The organism is Pseudomonas sp. LBUM1660, assembly GCF_059695935.1.
Genome location: NZ_CP166795.1, coordinates 6,044,000 through 6,060,891 on the forward strand (window position 1 = coordinate 6,044,000; position 16,892 = coordinate 6,060,891).

A 16,892-nucleotide genomic window follows, 5' to 3' on the forward strand; every position below is an offset into this window, starting at 1 on the left:
CCCGGCTGCGCTCCCGATCCTGGATTTTCCGGCCATGCAGAAAGAAACCGAAATCAAACTCCGCGTCAGCCGCGAAACCCTCGCGGCCCTGCGCGAGCACCCGCTCCTGAAAAAACGCAACAAAAGTGGCTGGGAACGCCGTGAGTTGATGAACCAGTACTTCGACACGCCTGAGCGCGACCTGGCCCGCGCCAAGGTTGCCCTGCGCCTGCGCCGTGACGGCGAAGAAGTGATCCAGACCCTCAAGACCCGCGGCCAGAGCGTCGCCGGTCTGTCCGAGCGTAACGAATACGACTGGAACCTGCCCAAAGCCAAGCTCGACGTTAAGAAACTCGACGGTGAATGCTGGCCCGAAGAGCTGGCCGAGCTGGACAAGAAAACCCTGAAACCGATCTTCACCACCGATTTCGTTCGCGAACGTGCCGAAATCGCCTGGGGCCGCGGCAAGACCAAAGTGGTCATCGAAGCCGCGCTGGACCTGGGCCACGTGGTGGTCGGCAAGCAGAAAGAAGAAATCTGCGAGCTGGAACTGGAACTGCGCGAAGGCGAGCCAGCCGCTCTGTTGGAACTGGCCACCGAACTGGCCGCAACCCTGGCCCTGATGCCGTGCGACATCAGCAAGGCTGAGCGTGGCTATCGTTTGTACGACGCCAACAGCTATTCGTTGAGCCTGCCGGCGCCACAAATCACCGCTGAAACGCCGCTGGACGATGCATTCGCCGCGCTGAGCTGGCATTTGCTGAGCAGCAGCCAGCGTCTGGCCGAGCAGTATCGCTTCAATGGCCACTGGCGTCTGTTGCAGGACTGGGTCGAAAACCTCGCGGAATTGCGCGCGCTGCTCAGCAGCCTGGGTCAAGCCGCTCCGCGTCAGTCGACGCACGATTTGCGTGTTGCACTGGATGCCTTGCTCGAAGATTGGCGTCCGCTGGTGCAAGCCGGTGTCGACGACGAAGACGTGCGCAAAGCCGCACCGGAGCAGTTCCTCGAAGAACTGGAAGACCCGCGCTGGGGCCTGTTCTCGCTAAACACTTCGCGTTGGTTGCTGGCCCGCACCTGGGCAGCTGATCGCAACGTCCGTGGCGATCGCCAGGGCGCTGCGCAGTTGGGTAGCTGGTTGCCGCGTTTGCTGGGTGAAGAAGCGACCTCCCTGCAATTGCAGCGTTATCAGCAACAGCCGGAAGACCTGGCCGAGCAACTGCCACGCATCGAGCGCATCCAGGCCTGGCTGCACCATGCCCGTGGCGTGCTGGACATCCCGGAAATGGATCGCCTGTATGGCGAGCTGAAACAGCTTGCTCAATTGGCGAACGAGCCGATCACCGATGAATCGCTGGATGCGCGCAAGCAGCAGGCGATTGCGGTTTATCAGAATCGTGCCTGGAAAATGTTGCTGCGTATGTAAATTAACTTCTGTGGCGAGGGAGCTTGCTCCCGTTGGGCTGCGCAGCAGCCCTGATTTTGGGGACGCTTCGCGCCCCAGCGGGAGCAAGCTCCCTCGCCACAAAAGCTCTCCACCGTACTAGCGCAACACCGGCAAACTCGTCGTCGACTTGATCTCCGACAACGCCACAATCGAGTTCACTTCCTGAATCCCCGGCACCATCGACAGCTTCTCAAAGAAAAACCGCTCATACGCCTCGATGTCCGCCGTGACAATCCGCAGCAAGAAATCCACTGACCCCATCAGCACATAACACTCCAGCACCTCGGGAAAGCCGCGAATCGCCTCGGTAAACTCAGTGAAGTTCGAACGACCGTGCGCGTTGAGTTTGATCTCGGCAAAGATCTGCGTGTTAAGCCCTATCTTCTTCCGGTCAAGTAACGTCACCTGCCCCCGAATGATCCCCTCCTCCTTCATCCGCTGAATCCGCCGCCAGCACGGCGATTGAGAAAGCCCCACTTGTTCAGCGATCTGCGCGCTGGAGAGCGAAGCGTCTTCTTGCAGCAACGCGAGAATCTTGCGGTCGTAGCCATCCAGCTCGTTTTGCATAAATAAACCCGTGATTGATAGCCAGCCGAATCAAACAATTCGAAAAACAGGCAATAAGCCCAATCATAGATAAGAAATGCCCCGCAGCGAATGTAAAAATTCCTCCATTGATTTGGAGACCGACCATGCCGCACCTGGAAGCAGTGAACACTTCGCCCACCCGCACCGATGTCTGGAACGCCAGCAACGCGCACTGCCGCGTTCATTACCAACTGCTGGCTGAAGCCGAGCCGGACCTGCTGTGCCGGGCGCTCAACCTGTTCGCTTTGCAGTTTCTGACGCCGCAACAGGTCAGCGCGCAACGGATGGACGATCTGATGTCGATCGACATTGTCATGGACGGGCTGAGCTGGCATCGCGCCGAAGTGATTGCGGAAAAATTACGTAACCTGATCAGCGTGTGTTCGGTGGAGCTGCATGCGGCTGATTCCGCGTGGGAAGCGCCGGCTCAGGCGACGGGCTGACAAACCTCGACACGGCTTCGTCGGGTAGTGGCCCAACGGTCGGCGGGTCCGCGACTATCCTTTGCGAACTGTTGTTCATGAGGAGCCCGCATGTCCGTTCAACTTGCCATTCAGGACCGCTGGCTGGATCTCAATGATTTGCTGCGTGAACTGGTCGCCCAGGGCTTTATCAGCCAGGACTCGGCCGAACACGCGCTCAATGCTCGCCGCCGGCATGCCGCCAATGGCCAGATGCACCCACTGGAATTCATCGCCAGCCAGCACCTGGACGACCTCAGCCGTCCCGGCAAACACCTCGACCTGGAAAGCCTGACCCTGTGGCTGTCACAGCAGGCCGGTCAGCCTTACTTGCGCATCGATCCGCTGAAAATCAACGTGGCGGCGATTACGCCGCTGATGTCGTACGCCTTCGCCCAGCGCCACAAGATTCTGGCGGTGTCCGTTGACCGCGACGCAGTGACCGTGGCCAGCGCCCAGCCTTACGTCAACGGCTGGGAAGCCGACCTGACTCACGTGCTGAAACTGCCGATCAAACGCGTAGTGGCCAACCCGGTGGACATCCAGCGCTTCAGCGTCGAGTTTTTCCGGCTGGCCAAATCGGTCAGCGGCGCGACCAACGCCGATCAGCAAACCAACACCCTGGGCAACTTCGAACAACTGCTCAACCTCGGCGCCAGCGATCAGGAACCGGACGCCAACGACGCGCACATCGTCAACATCGTCGATTGGCTGTTCCAGTACGCCTTCCAGCAGCGCGCCAGTGATATCCACATCGAACCCCGGCGTGAGCAAGGCACGGTGCGCTTTCGCATCGACGGCGTGCTGCACAACGTCTATCAATTCCCGCCGCAAGTGACCATGGCGATCGTCAGTCGCCTGAAAAGCCTCGGGCGGATGAACGTTGCGGAAAAGCGCAAACCCCAGGACGGCCGGGTGAAGACCAAGACCCCGGACGGCGGCGAAGTCGAGCTGCGGCTGTCGACATTGCCGACCGCATTCGGCGAAAAAATGGTCATGCGGATCTTCGACCCGGAGGTGTTGCTCAAGGACTTCGATCAGCTGGGTTTCTCCGCCGAAGACCTGCGCCGCTGGCAGGACATGACCCGCCAGCCCAACGGCATCATTCTGGTGACCGGGCCCACCGGATCGGGGAAAACCACCACGCTGTACACCACGCTCAAGAAGCTGGCGACGCCGGAGGTCAACCTCTGCACCATCGAAGATCCGATCGAAATGGTCGAGCCGGCCTTCAACCAGATGCAGGTCCAGCACAACATCGACCTGACCTTCGCCGCCGGTGTGCGCGCGCTGATGCGGCAGGACCCGGACATCATCATGATCGGTGAGATCCGTGATCTGGAAACCGCTGAAATGGCGATCCAGGCTGCGCTCACTGGCCACCTGGTGCTCTCGACCTTGCACACCAACGACGCGCCCAGCGCGATCAGCCGCCTGCTGGAACTCGGCGTGCCGCATTACCTGATCAAAGCCACCGTGCTCGGCGTCATGGCCCAGCGCCTGGTGCGAACCTTATGCCCGCACTGCAAGGCACCGCTGACGCTGGGTGAAGAAGACTGGCAAACCCTGACCAAACCCTGGCAAGCGCCACTGCCCACCAACGCCCAGCGCGCCATCGGCTGCCTGGAATGCCGCGACACCGGCTACCGCGGCCGCGCCGGGGTGTACGAAATCATGCAGCTGACGGATGGCGTTAAGGCGCTGATTAATCCCGACACTGATCTGCTGGCGGTGCGGCGTCAGGCGTTCAAGGAAGGCATGCGCAGCTTGCGGCTGTCGGGGGCGCAGAAAGTGGCGGCCGGGTTGACGACGATCGAAGAAGTATTGCGCGTGACGCCACAGAGCGAACAAAAGTAGGCACGGCTGTCACGGAACTGGATTGGGGGAATGGCGATCCAACCCCCTAGTTAACCAGTGGAGTCACCCCATCATGCGTCTCAAACTTGCTGTCGCTACCATCGCTTTGTTGTCCCTTCCAGTCGGTACGGCGATGGCCGATAGCTTTTGGCGTAACGTCATCTCTTCCGGTGCGACCACCGGTTCGACCTACCTGACCTTCAAGGATCACAAACTGATCATTGCTGCGCAGGACGATGCCGGCAGCTTTGTCGCCAGTGACGGCGGCATCCGCGGTCCTTATCTGGAGGCCGCGATGCAGAAAGTCCGTGCTGATAATCCGGGCCTGCAGGCGACGGACATGGAGCTGGCGAATGCGATCCTGGCGAAGAATGCCGTGGCATCGGAATAAGCGTTATTGCTGAACAAAAATGCCGCTCACCTGAGCGGCATTTTTTTGCCCGACACAAACCCCTGTAGGAGCGAGGCTTGCCCGCGAAAGCGATTTAACATTCAACATTTACGTCAACTGACACACCGCTTTCGCGGGCAAGCCTCGCTCCTACAGGGGTCGGTAGTATTAGCGGTAATCGTCTACTGGCACGCAGGCGCAAAACAGGTTCCGGTCGCCATAAACGTTATCCACCCGATTCACCACCGGCCAATACTTATGCGCCTTGGTGTGCGCATCCGGCGTCACCGCTTGCTCGATGCTGTAAGGCCGCTCCCAAATCCCGGTGATGTCGGCCAGGGTATGCGGCGCTCGCTTCAGCGGGTTGTCTTCGGCGGGCCAGTTACCGTTCTGCACCTCGGTGATTTCCGCACGAATGCTCAGCATCGCCCCGATAAACCGATCCAGCTCAGCCTTTGACTCACTCTCGGTCGGTTCCACCATCAGCGTCCCCGGCACCGGGAACGACATGGTCGGCGCATGGAAACCGTAATCCATCAGGCGCTTGGCCACGTCTTCTTCGCTGATCCCGGTCAGCGCCTTGAGCGGCCGCAAATCCAGGATGCATTCGTGCGCCACACGCTCGTTGCGCCCGGTGTAGAGCACGGGGAACGCCCCGGACAAATGCTGCGCCAGGTAATTCGCGGCGAGGATTGCCACCTCGCTGGCATCCGCCAATTGCGGGCCCATCATGGCGATGTACATCCAACTGATCGGCAAAATGCTCGCACTGCCCCAAGGCGCCGCGCTGACCGCACCGTTCTGCGGCAGTGGTCCTTCAATCGGCACTACCGGGTGATTGGCGACAAACGGCGCAAGGTGCGCGCGCACACCAATCGGTCCCATCCCCGGCCCGCCTCCGCCATGGGGAATGCAGAAAGTCTTGTGTAAATTCATGTGCGACACGTCGGCGCCGATGTCCGCCGGCCGCGCCAATCCGACCTGGGCGTTGAGGTTGGCGCCATCCATGTAAACCTGACCGCCATGACTGTGGATAACTTCACAGATCTCGCTGATGCCCTCTTCGTATACGCCGTGGGTCGAAGGATAAGTCGCCATCAGGCAGGCGAGTTTATCTCCCGCCTCCGCGGCCTTGCCTTTGAGGTCATCCAGATCGACGTTACCCGCTTCGTCGCACTCGACGATCACCACGCGCATCCCGGCCATCTGCGCCGACGCCGGGTTGGTGCCGTGGGCCGACGACGGGATCAGGCAAATGTCTCGCGCCCCCTGATGACGGCTCTCGTGATATTTGCGGATCGCCAGCAGCCCGGCGTACTCGCCCTGCGCACCCGAGTTGGGTTGCATGCAGATCGCGTCGAAACCAGTGATCGCGCAGAGCCAGCGCTCCAGTTCCTCGATCATCAACGAATAACCCACCGCCTGCTCTTTCGGCACAAACGGGTGCAGGTGGGCGAATTGCGGCCAGGTGATGGGGATCATCTCGCTGGTGGCATTGAGTTTCATGGTGCAGGAGCCCAGCGGGATCATTGATTGATTGAGCGCCAGATCCTTGTTCTCCAGTTGCTTGAGGTAGCGCAACATCTCGGTTTCGCTGTGATGGGCGCTGAATACGGGATGGCGCAGATAAGGCGAACTGCGCAGCAGCCCTGCGGGAATGCCGGAAGCAAGGGTTTCAGCGTCCAGTTCATCGACGTTCAGCCCATGATCGGCACCAAGGAACACATCGAACAGTTTCGCTACCGTGGTTTCGTCAGAGGTTTCGTCGAGGCTCAGCCCCAGCTGCCCACGCCCTAGAATGCGCAAATTGATCTGTGCGGCCTGGGCACTTTCGATGATTGCCGTTTGAGTGCCACCGACCTCCAGCGTCAGCGTGTCGAAAAAGTGGGTGTTGAGGCGGGTGATCCCATGACGCTCAAGACCGGCGGCGAGGATGCTGGTCAGCCGATGGACGCGCTGGGCAATGCGTTTGAGCCCTTCCGGACCGTGGTAGACCGCATAGAAACTGGCGATGTTGGCCAGCAGCACCTGAGCGGTGCAGATGTTCGAGTTGGCCTTCTCCCGGCGGATATGTTGCTCACGGGTTTGCAGGGCCATGCGCAGCGCGACATTGCCGCGTGCATCTTTCGACACGCCGATGATCCGCCCGGGAATCGCTCGCTTGTACTCATCGCGGCTGGCAAAAAACGCCGCGTGCGGCCCGCCATACCCCATCGGCACACCGAAACGCTGGGACGAGCCGAACACTACGTCAGCGCCCAACTCCCCCGGCGGGGTCAGCAACAGCAGGCTCAGCAAATCCGTCGCAACACAGGCCAGCGCCTGCTGGGCATGCAGATGATCAATCAATGGGCGCAAATCGCGGATCTCGCCGTGGGTGTCGGGATATTGCAGCAACGCACCGAACACCTGGTGCTGCTTCAAGTTATCCACAGCGTCGATGATCAGCTCGAAGCCGAACCCTTCGGCCCGGGTCTGCACCACGGAGATGGTTTGTGGATGGCAGTTCTCATCGACGAAGAACAGATTGCTTCTGGACTTGGCGACACGCTTGGCCAGCGCCATGGCTTCCGCCGCCGCCGTGGCTTCATCGAGCAGCGAGGCGTTGGCCAGTTCGAGGCCCGTGAGGTCGATGGTCAATTGCTGGAAATTCAGCAGCGCTTCGAGCCGGCCCTGGGCGATCTCCGGTTGGTACGGTGTGTAGGCGGTGTACCAACCAGGATTTTCCAGCACGTTGCGTAGGATGACGGCCGGCGTGAGGGTGCCGTGGTAACCCATGCCGATCAGACTGGTCCAGACCTGGTTCTGCTCGGCGTAACCGCGCAGCTTGGCCAGCGCGGCTTGTTCGTCGAGGGCGGGCGGCAAATCGAGCGCCCGGTTCAGGCGGATTCCCGGCGGCACCGTCTGCTCGATCAGCTCGACCCGGCTGCCGAGGCCCAGGCTGTCGAGCATCGCCTGTTGCTCGGCGGCATCGGGGCCGAGGTGGCGGCGAAGAAAGGCATTGGGGTCGCGTAACTGGCTCAAGGACGGCAACTGGGACATGACGGGCTCTCTCTTGACTGGCGCTCAACGTCGATGCAACACGGTCAAACCAGCATAGCAGCCGCTGCCAAGCGCGAATTTTGGAAAGCTCGCGCCCACAGGGGGAAATCTGTCAGGCGAAAAAAAACCCCGACTAGTCGGGGCTTTGGGATGACGCTGAAGGCTTACTCGCCGATGGCGGCCTTGTAGCCTGCTGCATCGAGCAGCTTGTCCAGTTCAGCGGTGTTGCTAGGCTTCAGTTTGAAGATCCACGCGCCGTACGGATCGGTGTTAAGCGCTTCAGGCGAAGCGCCCAAGTCTTCGTTGATCGCGATCACTTCACCGGATACCGGGGAGTAAATGTCGGAGGCGGCTTTAACCGACTCAACGACACCGGATTGATCACCGGCAGCGAATACTTTTCCGACTTCGGTCAGCTCAACGAACACCACATCGCCCAAGGCTTCCTGAGCGTGATCGCTGATGCCCACGGTGACGGTGCCATCAGCTTCGAGACGGGCCCATTCGTGACTGTCGGCAAAACGCAGGTCGGCAGGGATATCGCTCATGTTCTGTGTCCTCAAGAGAATTGTCAGCGGTCGTTGCCCGCCAAAAAGGTTAGATCAAGGTTTTGCCATGGCGGACGAAGGTCGGTTTGACCACTCGGACCGGGTACCACTTGCCACGGATTTCCACTTCTGCGCGGTCGGCAGTTGCCATCGGCACGCGCGCCAGTGCTATCGACTTGCTAAGCGTAGGAGAGAAACTACCACTGGTGATCTCTCCTTCGCCAACATTGGCGATACGGACCACTTGATGAGCGCGCAAAACCCCACGCTCCTCAAGGACCAGACCGACCAGTTTGTGCTGCACGCCACCCGCCCGCTCGGCTTCCAGGGCACTGCGACCGATGAACTGGCGAGTGGCCGGTTCCCAGGCCATGTTCGAGGCCAGCGGTGAAACGTCTTGATGAATGTCCTGGCCGTACAGGTTCATGCCGGCCTCGACACGCAAGGTATCGCGGGCGCCCAGACCGATAGGGGAAATGCCTGCGCCCACCAGGTCGTTGAAAAAACCGGGTGCCTGATTGGCTGGCAGAACAATTTCCAGGCCATCCTCGCCGGTGTAACCGGTGCGCGCGATAAACCAGTCGCCGTCGGGCAGGCCTTCAAAAGGCTTGAGCATCTGGATCAGGTTGCCGCGGGACTGGGTGACCAGCTCGGAGATTTTGTGCCGGGCCTGTGGACCTTGAATGGCCAGCATCGCCAGCTCGGAGCGCTCGTTGAGCTGCACATCGAAACCATCGAGGTGAGCCTGCATCCAGGCAAGGTCCTGATTACGGGTGGAGGCATTGACCACCAAACGATAACCGTCGTCGAGGCGATAGACGATCATGTCGTCGACGATGCCGCCGTGCTCGTTGAGCATGGTGCTATACAAGGCACGGCCGGAGCTGTGCAGGCGTTCGACGTCATTGGCCAGCAAATGCTGAAGCCAGGCCTTGGCCTGAGAGCCGCCGACATCGATCACGGTCATGTGGGATACATCGAAAACCCCGCAATCGCGGCGCACCTGATGGTGTTCCTCGACCTGCGAGCCGTAATGCAGAGGCATATCCCAACCGCCAAAATCGACCATCTTCGCGCCGAGGGCGAGATGAAGGTCATACAGAGGCGTACGCTGTCCCATGGGTTTCTCCTTCCGGGCGTGGCGAAGGTGCGGGCCGGTGCTTCACGGGCGAAAGCCTTGAAATAGAAGGCTTTTAGCCGATATCAGCTACCAGGTCCGTAGGTCGGACCGCACCGAATGCCGCGCATTGTAGCCTCAAGGTGTAGGACTGACACCTAGGCGTTTCGATGCGCTGAACGTCGAATCAATCCGATGACCGGTAACAGCCCGACCAAAACCAGGGTCAGGGCCGGCAGAGAAGCCCTCGCCCACTCGCCTTCGCTGGTCATTTCAAAGATCCGCACCGCCAGCGTGTCCCAGCCAAACGGGCGCATCAGCAGGGTCGCGGGCATTTCCTTGAGCACATCGACGAACACCAGCAACGCGGCGCTCAAGGTGCCGGGCAGCAATAACGGCAGATACACTTTGAAAAACAGTCGTGGCCCACTGACGCCAAGGCTACGTGCCGCTTCGGGCAAAGATGGCCGTATTCGCGTCAGGCTGCTTTCCAGCGGCCCATAAGCCACGGCTATGAAACGCACCAGGTAGGCCAGCAACAACGCCGACAGGCTGCCCAGCAGCAATGGCTTGCCCGCGCCACCGAGCCAGCCCGACAGCGGGATGACCAGCTCGCGATCCAGATAACTGAACGCCAGCATGATCGACACTGCCAGTACCGAACCCGGCAGGGCGTAGCCGAGATTGGCCAGGCTGACACCGGAGCGGATCGCCCGGGTCGGTGCCAGGCGTCGAGCAAATGCCAGCACCAGGGCAACGCCGACTGTGATCAACGCCGCCATGCCGCCCAGGTACAAGGTGTGGACGATCAGCCCGGCGTAACGCTCATCCAGATCGAAGCGCCCACGCTGCCAGAACCACACCACCAGTTGCAGCATCGGAATGACAAAGGCACAGGCGAACACCAGGCCACACCAAGTCATGGCCGCCAACGCTTTGAAACCCCGCAAGTGGTACAGCGCCTTGGCTCGGGGTCGTTCATTGCTCGTGCGGTTGGCCCCGCGAGCACGACGTTCGCCGTACAGCACGATCATCACCACCAGCAGTAACAGGCTGGCCAGCTGCGCGGCGGTGGAGAGGCTGAAAAATCCGTACCAGGTTTTGTAGATGGCCGTGGTGAACGTGTCGAAGTTGAACACTGACACCGCACCGAAGTCCGCCAGCGTTTCCATAAGCGCCAACGCCACGCCGGCACCAATGGCCGGCCGCGCCATGGGCAAAGCCACTCGCCAGAACGCCTGCCACGGGGATTGCCCCAGCACTCGCGCCGCTTCCATCAAGCCTTTGCCCTGAGCGAGGAATGCCGTGCGCGCCAGCAGGTAAACGTAGGGATAGAACACCAGCACCAGTACCAGGATGACGCCGCCGGTGGAGCGAACTCGCGGCAGCCTCAGGCCGGTGCCGAACCATTCACGCAGCAGGGTCTGTACGGGACCGGCGAAATCCAGCAGGCCGACGAAGACGAAAGCCAGCACATAAGCCGGAATCGCAAAAGGCAGCATCAGCGCCCAGTCCAGCCAGCGCCGACCGGGGAATTCGCAGAGGCTGGTCAGCCAGGCGAGGCTAACGCCCAGGAGCGTGACGCCAAAACCGACGCCGAGCACCAACGTCAGCGTGTTACCCAGCAGGCGCGGCATCTGGGTGTCCCAGAGGTGGGACCAGATTTGCAGATCGATGGTTTGCCATGACAACAGCAAAACGCTAAGTGGCAGCAGGACCAGCGCAACGATGGCGAAGACCAGGGGATACCAGCGGCGTTGGGCGGGGTGGGCCAATGAAATTCTCTAGTAAATATTGGGCCGACTCAAACCTGAAGTCGGCCCCATTTTGTGGCGAGGGAGCTTGCTCCCGCTCGGGTGCGAAGCAGCCGCAGGAGGTTATCAGATCATCTCGATCCTGACCTGTCGACGCCAACGGGGCCGCTTCGCAGCCCGGCGGGAGCAAGCTCCCTCGCCACAGGTAGCCGCTCGCCACAATAACGCTGAGGTCAGTTCCAGCCCGCCCGATCCATCATGCGGATCGCTTCAGCCTGACGCTTGCCGGCAATTTCCACCGGCAGCGTATCTGCCACAAACTTGCCCCAGCTCGCCACTTCCGCAGACGGCTGAACCTTAGGGTTGGCCGGGAATTCCTGGTTCACGTCAGCGAAGATCTTCTGCGCTTCAGGCGTCGTCATCCATTCAACCAGGGCTTTGGCGGCTTCCGGGTGCGGTGCATGCTTGGTCAGGCCGATGCCCGACAGATTGACGTGCACGCCACGGTCGCCCTGGTTCGGCCAGAACAGCTTCACCGCCAGGTCAGGCTTCTGCTTGTGCAGTCGGCCGTAGTAGTAGGTGTTGACGATGCCCACATCGCATTGGCCAGCGTTGATCGCTTCCAGCACGGCGATGTCATCGGAGAACACATCAGTGGACAGGTTGTTGACCCAACCCTTAAGGATCTTTTCGGTTTTGTCGGCGCCATGCACTTCGATCATGGTGGCGGTCAGGGACTGGTTGTAGACCTTCTTCGCCGTGCGCAGGCACAGGCGACCTTCCCAGTTTTTATCGGCCAGTCCTTCGTAAGTGGTCAACTCGCCCGGTTTCACCCGCTCGGTGGAGTAGGCGATGGTCCGCGCCCGCAAGCTCAGGCCAGTCCAGGCGTGAGCGGAGGAGCGGTATTGCAACGGGATGTTGGCGTCGATCACCTTGGAGGTGAACGGTTGCAGGATGCCCATTTGCTCGGCCTGCCAGAGGTTGCCGGCATCGACGGTCAGCAGCAGGTCGGCGGTGGCGTTCTCGCCCTCGGCCTTGATCCGCTGCATCAACGGCGCTTCCTTGTCGGTGATGAACTTCACCTGCACGCCGGTTTTCGCGGTGTAGGCATCGAAGACCGGTTTGATCAGCTCGTCGATACGCGAGGAGTAAACCACCACCTCGTCGGCGGCCTGGGCTGCGGTGCTGCCGATCAAGGTCAGGGCGAGTGCGGTCAGTAGACGCTTCGGTGCCAACATGGGAGCGATCTCTCGAATTGAACAAGTGAGGGCAAATGATAAGGACTCACATTTAGCTTCTCAATCGATCAGTTTGCGGAGGAGTTACCAGATGTTGCACGGTTTGAGATAAGGGTTGATGTCCGGGCCCCTTCGCGGGCAAGCCTCGCTCCTACAGGATCTACCTGTGCCATGAAATCGACTCAGTACCTGTAGGAGCGAGGCTTGCCCGCGAAGAGGCCATAAGCCTCACCGCAAAATTCAGGCCTTGGCGAGCGCCGGCAAATCCCCGATCAACCCCAGCGCTTCGCGCACGAACAACGCCTTGGCTTCCGGCATCTGGTCAACCATCTTCAACCCGGCATTACGCAACCAGCGCACCGGCAACGGATCCGCCTGGAACAATCGCTCAAAGCCTTCCATCGCCGCCATCAACGCCAGGTTGTGCGGCATGCGCCGACGCTCGTAACGACTGAGCACCTTCACGTCTGCCAACCGCTCGCCGCGCTCCGCCGCTTGCAGCAGCACTTCGGCCAGCACGGCGGCATCGAGGAAACCGAGGTTGACGCCCTGCCCGGCCAGCGGGTGAATGGTGTGCGCCGCATCGCCGATCAACGCCAAACCTTCAGCCACATATCGCTTGGCATGCCGCTGGCGCAGTGGCACGCACAGACGCGGGTCGGCGCTGAGCACGGTGCCGAGTCGGCCTTCGAAGGCCCGCTCCAGCTCTTTACAGAAACCTTCGTCGCCCAGCGTCATCAGGCGTTCGGCTTCGCTCGGGGTGGTCGACCAGACGATCGAACACCAATCCTGCTCACCGTCTCGTTCCAGCGGCAGAAAGGCCAGCGGACCGTTGTCGGTGAAGCGCTGCCAAGCCGTCATTTGATGAGGTTTGGAGCTGCGCACGCTGGTGACGATCGCATGGTGCAGATAATCCCACTCGCGTGTGGCCACACCGGTCAGGCGCCTGACCGCCGAATTGGCGCCATCCGCCGCAATCACCAGGGGCGCGCGCAAGGTACGACCATCGGCCAGGGTCAGCAGCCAGTCATCGCCGGAGCGGCGCATCTGCTCCAGACGCGCATTGGCCAGCATCCCGAGGTCGCAGTCGTGCAGACGATCGAGCAAGGCGTCCTGAACCACGCGGTTTTCGACGATATGACCCAACTCGTCAGCATGCACACTGGTGGCTGAGAAACGGATCTGCCCGGTGCCGCTGCCGTCCCATACCTGCATGTCGGTGTATGGGCTGCTGCGCCGGTTGGCGATGCCGTCCCACACGCCCAGGCGCTCGAGAATTCGCTGGCTGGCCGCCGACAACGCACTGACTCGCGGCTCGAACGGTGCTTGGCCATCGAAGGGTTTGACGCTCATCGGGCTGCCGTCCAGCAGCAGAACTTCCAGCCCGCTGTCCTGCAACGCCAGCGCCAGGGCACTGCCGACCATTCCGGCCCCGACAATCAGCAGATCTGCGCGCATTTCCATGCTTTAAGCCTGTCTCGCTTGCGGTTTGAGCCGCACGTAAAGGGTTTTCTGCACCCGCGCCACCAAGGCGCCGGCACCGTCATGAATATCGACCTGCAACTGCGGCAGGTATTTTTCGCCGTTCGCTGTCTGTCGGCGGATCTCGTCGAGCAAGGTCTCGTCGATGCTGAAGCGTGCAAACACCGGGCCTTTGCCCGGCGCGATGAAGTCGATATCGGCGGCCTTGTCCCAGACGATGAACTGACGACCGAGGTTTTCCATCAGCATCAGCATGTAGAACGGGTCGACCATCGAATAAAGGCTGCCGCCGAACTGGGTGCCGACGTAATTGCGGTTGTACCAGCCCAGGCCCATGGACACCTGAACGTCCCGGAAGTCATCACTGATGTGCCGCACCCTTACCCCGGCGCCGAGGTACGGCGGGTAAAAGGTCATGAACCACCGCATCAACCGCGCTTTGCCAAATTTGTCAGTCAGCCACTTAAGCATCGGGACGCGTACCCAGGCCCATGGCTTGCCGAGCGAACCAGCGCTTGGCCGGCGGCAGCAGATCGAGACCGAGCAAGCCGATATTACGACCCAGCGAAACCAGTGGCTGGGTGCTGCCGAACAATCGGGTCACCTGATCGGAGAAGCCCACGGTCAGGTTCTGATCCATGCGCTGACGCTCGCGATAAGCCTGCAAGGTCGCGAAGTCGCCGGGCGATGTGTCGCTCGCCAGCAACGCATCGGCCAAGGCCTGAGCATCACGCAGCGACAGGTTGAAGCCCTGACCGGCAATCGGATGCAGGCTGTGCGCGGCGTTGCCGAGGATGGCCAGATGCGGACGCACTTGCTCTTCAGCTTCGATCAGCGTCAACGGATAGAGATGCCGCGCGCCCACCTGCTTCAGGGTGCCAAGGCGATAACCGAACACGCCCTGCAACTCGCTTAGGAAGCTGCGCTCATCCAGCGCCGCCAGGCGTTGCGCGTCCATCCCCAATCGGGTCCAGACCAAGGCGCAGCGGTTGTCCGGCAGCGGCAACAACGCCATCGGGCCGTCGTCGGTGAAGCGCTCGAAGGCCATGCCGTTGTGCGCTTCGCTGGGCGTGATGTTGGCGATCAGCGCACTCTGGTTGTACGGGCGTTTTTTGATGCCGATGCCCAATTGCTCGCGCAGGCCGGATCGGCCGCCATCAGCGAGCACCGCGAGGTCGCATTCCAGGGTGGTTTCGTCGTTGAGGGTCAGTCGATAGCCATCGGTCAGCGGCTCCATGCGCGTGACTTCCGCCGGGCAACGCCATGTGACCACGTCCTTGTCCAGACCTTGCCAGAGGCATTGGCCGAGCCAGGCGTTTTCCGCTACATAACCCAAGGCCGGAACGCCCTCTTCCATCGCCGACAAACGCGCGGTGGAGAAACGTCCACGGTCGGAGACATGAATCTGCTTGATCGGCTCGGCGCGGCGGGAGATTTCCTGCCACACGCCCAACCGTTGATAAATCTGTTTGGCACCGTAGGACAGCGCCGAAGAACGAGCGTCATAGCTCGGCTGATAGGTATCGCCGGGGGCAAACGGTTCAATCAGCACGATCCTCCAGCCACGCGCCTTGGCCCCGGCCTGCAATGCCAATGCGAGGCTGGCGCCTACCAGACCGCCACCGATAATGGCCAGATTGACTCGACTCATGCGGCTTGTGTCCGCGCAGCGGCCATCAAGGCCTCGATCTCGGCGACCGTTTTCGGTACGCCCTGGGTCAGGATTTCACAGCCGCTTTTGGTGACCACTACGTCGTCCTCGATGCGCACGCCAATGCCGCGCCATTTCTTCGCTACGTTCTGGTTGTCCGGGGCGATGTAGATGCCCGGTTCCACGGTCAGCGCCATGCCGACTTCCAGCACCCGCCATTCGCCGCCGACCTTGTATTCGCCGACGTCATGCACATCCATGCCCAGCCAATGGCCGGCGCGATGCATGTAAAACGCTTTATAGGCTTCGCTGGCGATCAACTCGTCGACGTCGCCCTTCAACAGGCCCAACTTCACCAGACCGGTGGTAATCACCCGGACCGTGGCTTCGTGCGCCTGATTCCAGTGTTTGTTCGGGGCGATTTCGGCGAATGCAGCTTCTTGCGACGCCAGCACCAGCTCGTAAATCGCTTTCTGCTCCGCTGAATACTTGCCGTTGACCGGCCAGGTGCGGGTGATGTCGCTGGCGTAGCAGTCGATCTCGCAACCGGCGTCGATCAACACCAGGTCGCCATCCTTGAGCACCGCGTCATTCTGCTGGTAATGCAGGATGCAGCTGTTGCGCCCGGCGGCGACGATCGAGCCGTAGGCCGGCATCTTCGCCCCGCCCTTGCGGAACTCGTAGTCAAGTTCGGCTTCGAGGCTGAACTCATGCAGCCCGGCCCGGCTGGCCTGCATCGCCCGGATATGCGCCTGGGCGGAAATCCGTGCGGCTTCGCGCATCACCTTCACTTCTGCTGCCGATTTATACAGGCGCATGTCGTGCAGCAGATGATCCAGGGCAACGTATTCGTTCGGCGGCTGCGCGCCAAGGTGCGCTTTAGAGCGGATCACGTTGATCCACTCCATCAGGTGCCGGTCGAATTCCGGGTTGCTGCCCATGGCCGAATACACCCGGTCGCGACCTTCGATCAGGCCCGGCAGGATGTCGTCGATGTCGGTGATGGGAAACGCGTCATCGGCGCCGAAGTCGCGGATCGCGCCTTCCTGGCCAGCGCGCAGGCCGTCCCACAGTTCTCGCTCGGCGTTGCGTTCACGGCAGAACAGAATGTATTCGCCATGTTCGCGACCGGGCATCAGCACAATGACGGCCTGAGGCTCAGGGAAGCCGCTGAGGTACTGGAAGTCGCTGTCCTGGCGGTAAACGTGCTCGACGTCGCGGTTGCGGATGGCTACCGCGGCGGCGGGCAGGATGGCGATGCTGTTGGGTTCCATCTGCGCCATCAGGGCCTTGCGGCGACGGCTGTATTCCGATTTCGGGATATGAATCATGGGCAGATG

14 protein-coding genes are annotated in these 16,892 nt (G+C 61.1%); 4 read left to right on the forward strand and 10 right to left on the reverse strand.

Translation table 11 applies throughout. From position 1 onward, the window contains the following. Window positions 1–34: 34 nt before the first annotated feature. Window positions 35–1,402, forward strand: coding sequence for a CYTH domain-containing protein (locus ACA068_RS28110; protein ID WP_497306253.1), 1,368 nt, complete (start codon window positions 35–37; stop codon window positions 1,400–1,402). A 117-nt stretch (window positions 1,403–1,519) separates the two neighbouring features. Here ACA068_RS28110 and ACA068_RS28115 read toward each other — a convergent pair whose 3' ends face one another. Further along, complete coding sequence (locus tag ACA068_RS28115) at window positions 1,520–1,990, reverse strand: Lrp/AsnC family transcriptional regulator (RefSeq protein ID WP_403107625.1); 471 nt, start codon at window positions 1,988–1,990, stop codon at window positions 1,520–1,522. A 125-nt stretch (window positions 1,991–2,115) separates the two neighbouring features. On the opposite strand from ACA068_RS28115, the gene ACA068_RS28120 reads away from it, so the two are divergent. From ACA068_RS28120 to ACA068_RS28130, 3 genes are all read left to right on the forward strand, one after another. Beyond that, window positions 2,116–2,454: an ACT-like domain-containing protein gene (locus ACA068_RS28120; RefSeq protein WP_497306255.1), complete on the forward strand. Its 339-nt coding sequence runs from the start codon at window positions 2,116–2,118 to the stop codon at window positions 2,452–2,454. Between the two features lie 90 nt (window positions 2,455–2,544). Continuing rightward, on the forward strand, window positions 2,545–4,329 hold the full coding sequence (gene tfpB, locus ACA068_RS28125; protein ID WP_497306257.1) for a type IV pilus assembly ATPase TfpB: 1,785 nt from the start codon (window positions 2,545–2,547) through the stop codon (window positions 4,327–4,329). A 73-nt stretch (window positions 4,330–4,402) separates the two neighbouring features. Continuing rightward, the gene (locus tag ACA068_RS28130) at window positions 4,403–4,720 is read left to right on the forward strand and encodes a DUF2388 domain-containing protein (protein WP_497306259.1); all 318 of its coding nucleotides are present in this window, start codon (window positions 4,403–4,405) and stop codon (window positions 4,718–4,720) included. A 168-nt stretch (window positions 4,721–4,888) separates the two neighbouring features. Here the strand turns inward: ACA068_RS28130 and gcvP are convergent, their stop codons facing one another. The 9 genes from gcvP to pepP all read right to left on the reverse strand — a co-directional run bounded on the left by gcvP (window position 4,889) and on the right by pepP (window position 16,883). Continuing rightward, window positions 4,889–7,762 carry an aminomethyl-transferring glycine dehydrogenase gene (gene gcvP, locus ACA068_RS28135; RefSeq protein ID WP_497306260.1) on the reverse strand — a complete coding sequence of 958 codons (2,874 nt, stop codon included), beginning with the start codon at window positions 7,760–7,762 and terminating at the stop codon, window positions 4,889–4,891. A gap of 164 nt (window positions 7,763–7,926) precedes the next feature. After that, on the reverse strand, window positions 7,927–8,310 hold the full coding sequence (gene gcvH / locus ACA068_RS28140; protein ID WP_497306262.1) for a glycine cleavage system protein GcvH: 384 nt from the start codon (window positions 8,308–8,310) through the stop codon (window positions 7,927–7,929). Between the two features lie 49 nt (window positions 8,311–8,359). Beyond that, a complete protein-coding gene (gcvT, locus tag ACA068_RS28145) occupies window positions 8,360–9,430 on the reverse strand; it encodes a glycine cleavage system aminomethyltransferase GcvT (RefSeq protein WP_497306264.1) in 1,071 nt (356 codons plus the stop codon). 155 nt (window positions 9,431–9,585) lie between these two features. Beyond that, window positions 9,586–11,202: an ABC transporter permease gene (locus tag ACA068_RS28150; RefSeq protein ID WP_497306266.1), complete on the reverse strand. Its 1,617-nt coding sequence runs from the start codon at window positions 11,200–11,202 to the stop codon at window positions 9,586–9,588. A 212-nt stretch (window positions 11,203–11,414) separates the two neighbouring features. After that, window positions 11,415–12,419 (reverse strand): extracellular solute-binding protein, encoded by a 1,005-nt coding sequence (locus tag ACA068_RS28155; protein ID WP_497306268.1) that lies wholly within the window; start codon window positions 12,417–12,419, stop codon window positions 11,415–11,417. Between the two features lie 240 nt (window positions 12,420–12,659). Then, entirely contained in the window at window positions 12,660–13,877 is a 1,218-nt protein-coding gene (locus ACA068_RS28160; RefSeq protein ID WP_497310677.1) for a 2-octaprenyl-3-methyl-6-methoxy-1,4-benzoquinol hydroxylase, read from the reverse strand. Between the two features lie 9 nt (window positions 13,878–13,886). Then, window positions 13,887–14,372 (reverse strand): DUF4442 domain-containing protein, encoded by a 486-nt coding sequence (locus tag ACA068_RS28165; protein WP_497306269.1) that lies wholly within the window; start codon window positions 14,370–14,372, stop codon window positions 13,887–13,889. Next, window positions 14,365–15,552 (reverse strand): 2-octaprenyl-6-methoxyphenyl hydroxylase, encoded by a 1,188-nt coding sequence (gene ubiH / locus ACA068_RS28170; protein WP_497306270.1) that lies wholly within the window; start codon window positions 15,550–15,552, stop codon window positions 14,365–14,367. The genes ACA068_RS28165 and ubiH overlap by 8 nt, the downstream gene beginning before the upstream one ends. Next, entirely contained in the window at window positions 15,549–16,883 is a 1,335-nt protein-coding gene (gene pepP, locus ACA068_RS28175) for a Xaa-Pro aminopeptidase (RefSeq protein WP_497306271.1), read from the reverse strand. The genes ubiH and pepP overlap by 4 nt, the downstream gene beginning before the upstream one ends. Between the last annotated feature and the right edge of the window lie 9 nt (window positions 16,884–16,892).

Bases quoted from the DNA above. Each gene is read 5' to 3' on its own strand.
- ACA068_RS28160 (WP_497310677.1), bottom strand. From the start codon at position 13,877: ATGCGCGCAGATCTGCTGATTGTCGGGGCCGGAATGGTCGGCAGTGCC.
- pepP (WP_497306271.1), bottom strand. From the start codon at position 16,883: ATGATTCATATCCCGAAATCGGAATACAGCCGTCGCCGCAAGGCCCTG.
- gcvP (WP_497306260.1), bottom strand. From the start codon at position 7,762: ATGTCCCAGTTGCCGTCCTTGAGCCAGTTACGCGACCCCAATGCCTTT.
- ACA068_RS28130 (WP_497306259.1), top strand. From the start codon at position 4,403: ATGCGTCTCAAACTTGCTGTCGCTACCATCGCTTTGTTGTCCCTTCCA.
- ACA068_RS28110 (WP_497306253.1), top strand. From the start codon at position 35: ATGCAGAAAGAAACCGAAATCAAACTCCGCGTCAGCCGCGAAACCCTC.
- ACA068_RS28165 (WP_497306269.1), bottom strand. From the start codon at position 14,372: ATGCTTAAGTGGCTGACTGACAAATTTGGCAAAGCGCGGTTGATGCGG.
- ACA068_RS28115 (WP_403107625.1), bottom strand. From the start codon at position 1,990: ATGCAAAACGAGCTGGATGGCTACGACCGCAAGATTCTCGCGTTGCTG.
- gcvT (WP_497306264.1), bottom strand. From the start codon at position 9,430: ATGGGACAGCGTACGCCTCTGTATGACCTTCATCTCGCCCTCGGCGCG.
- tfpB (WP_497306257.1), top strand. From the start codon at position 2,545: ATGTCCGTTCAACTTGCCATTCAGGACCGCTGGCTGGATCTCAATGAT.
- ACA068_RS28120 (WP_497306255.1), top strand. From the start codon at position 2,116: ATGCCGCACCTGGAAGCAGTGAACACTTCGCCCACCCGCACCGATGTC.
- ACA068_RS28155 (WP_497306268.1), bottom strand. From the start codon at position 12,419: ATGTTGGCACCGAAGCGTCTACTGACCGCACTCGCCCTGACCTTGATC.
- ubiH (WP_497306270.1), bottom strand. From the start codon at position 15,552: ATGAGTCGAGTCAATCTGGCCATTATCGGTGGCGGTCTGGTAGGCGCC.
- gcvH (WP_497306262.1), bottom strand. From the start codon at position 8,310: ATGAGCGATATCCCTGCCGACCTGCGTTTTGCCGACAGTCACGAATGG.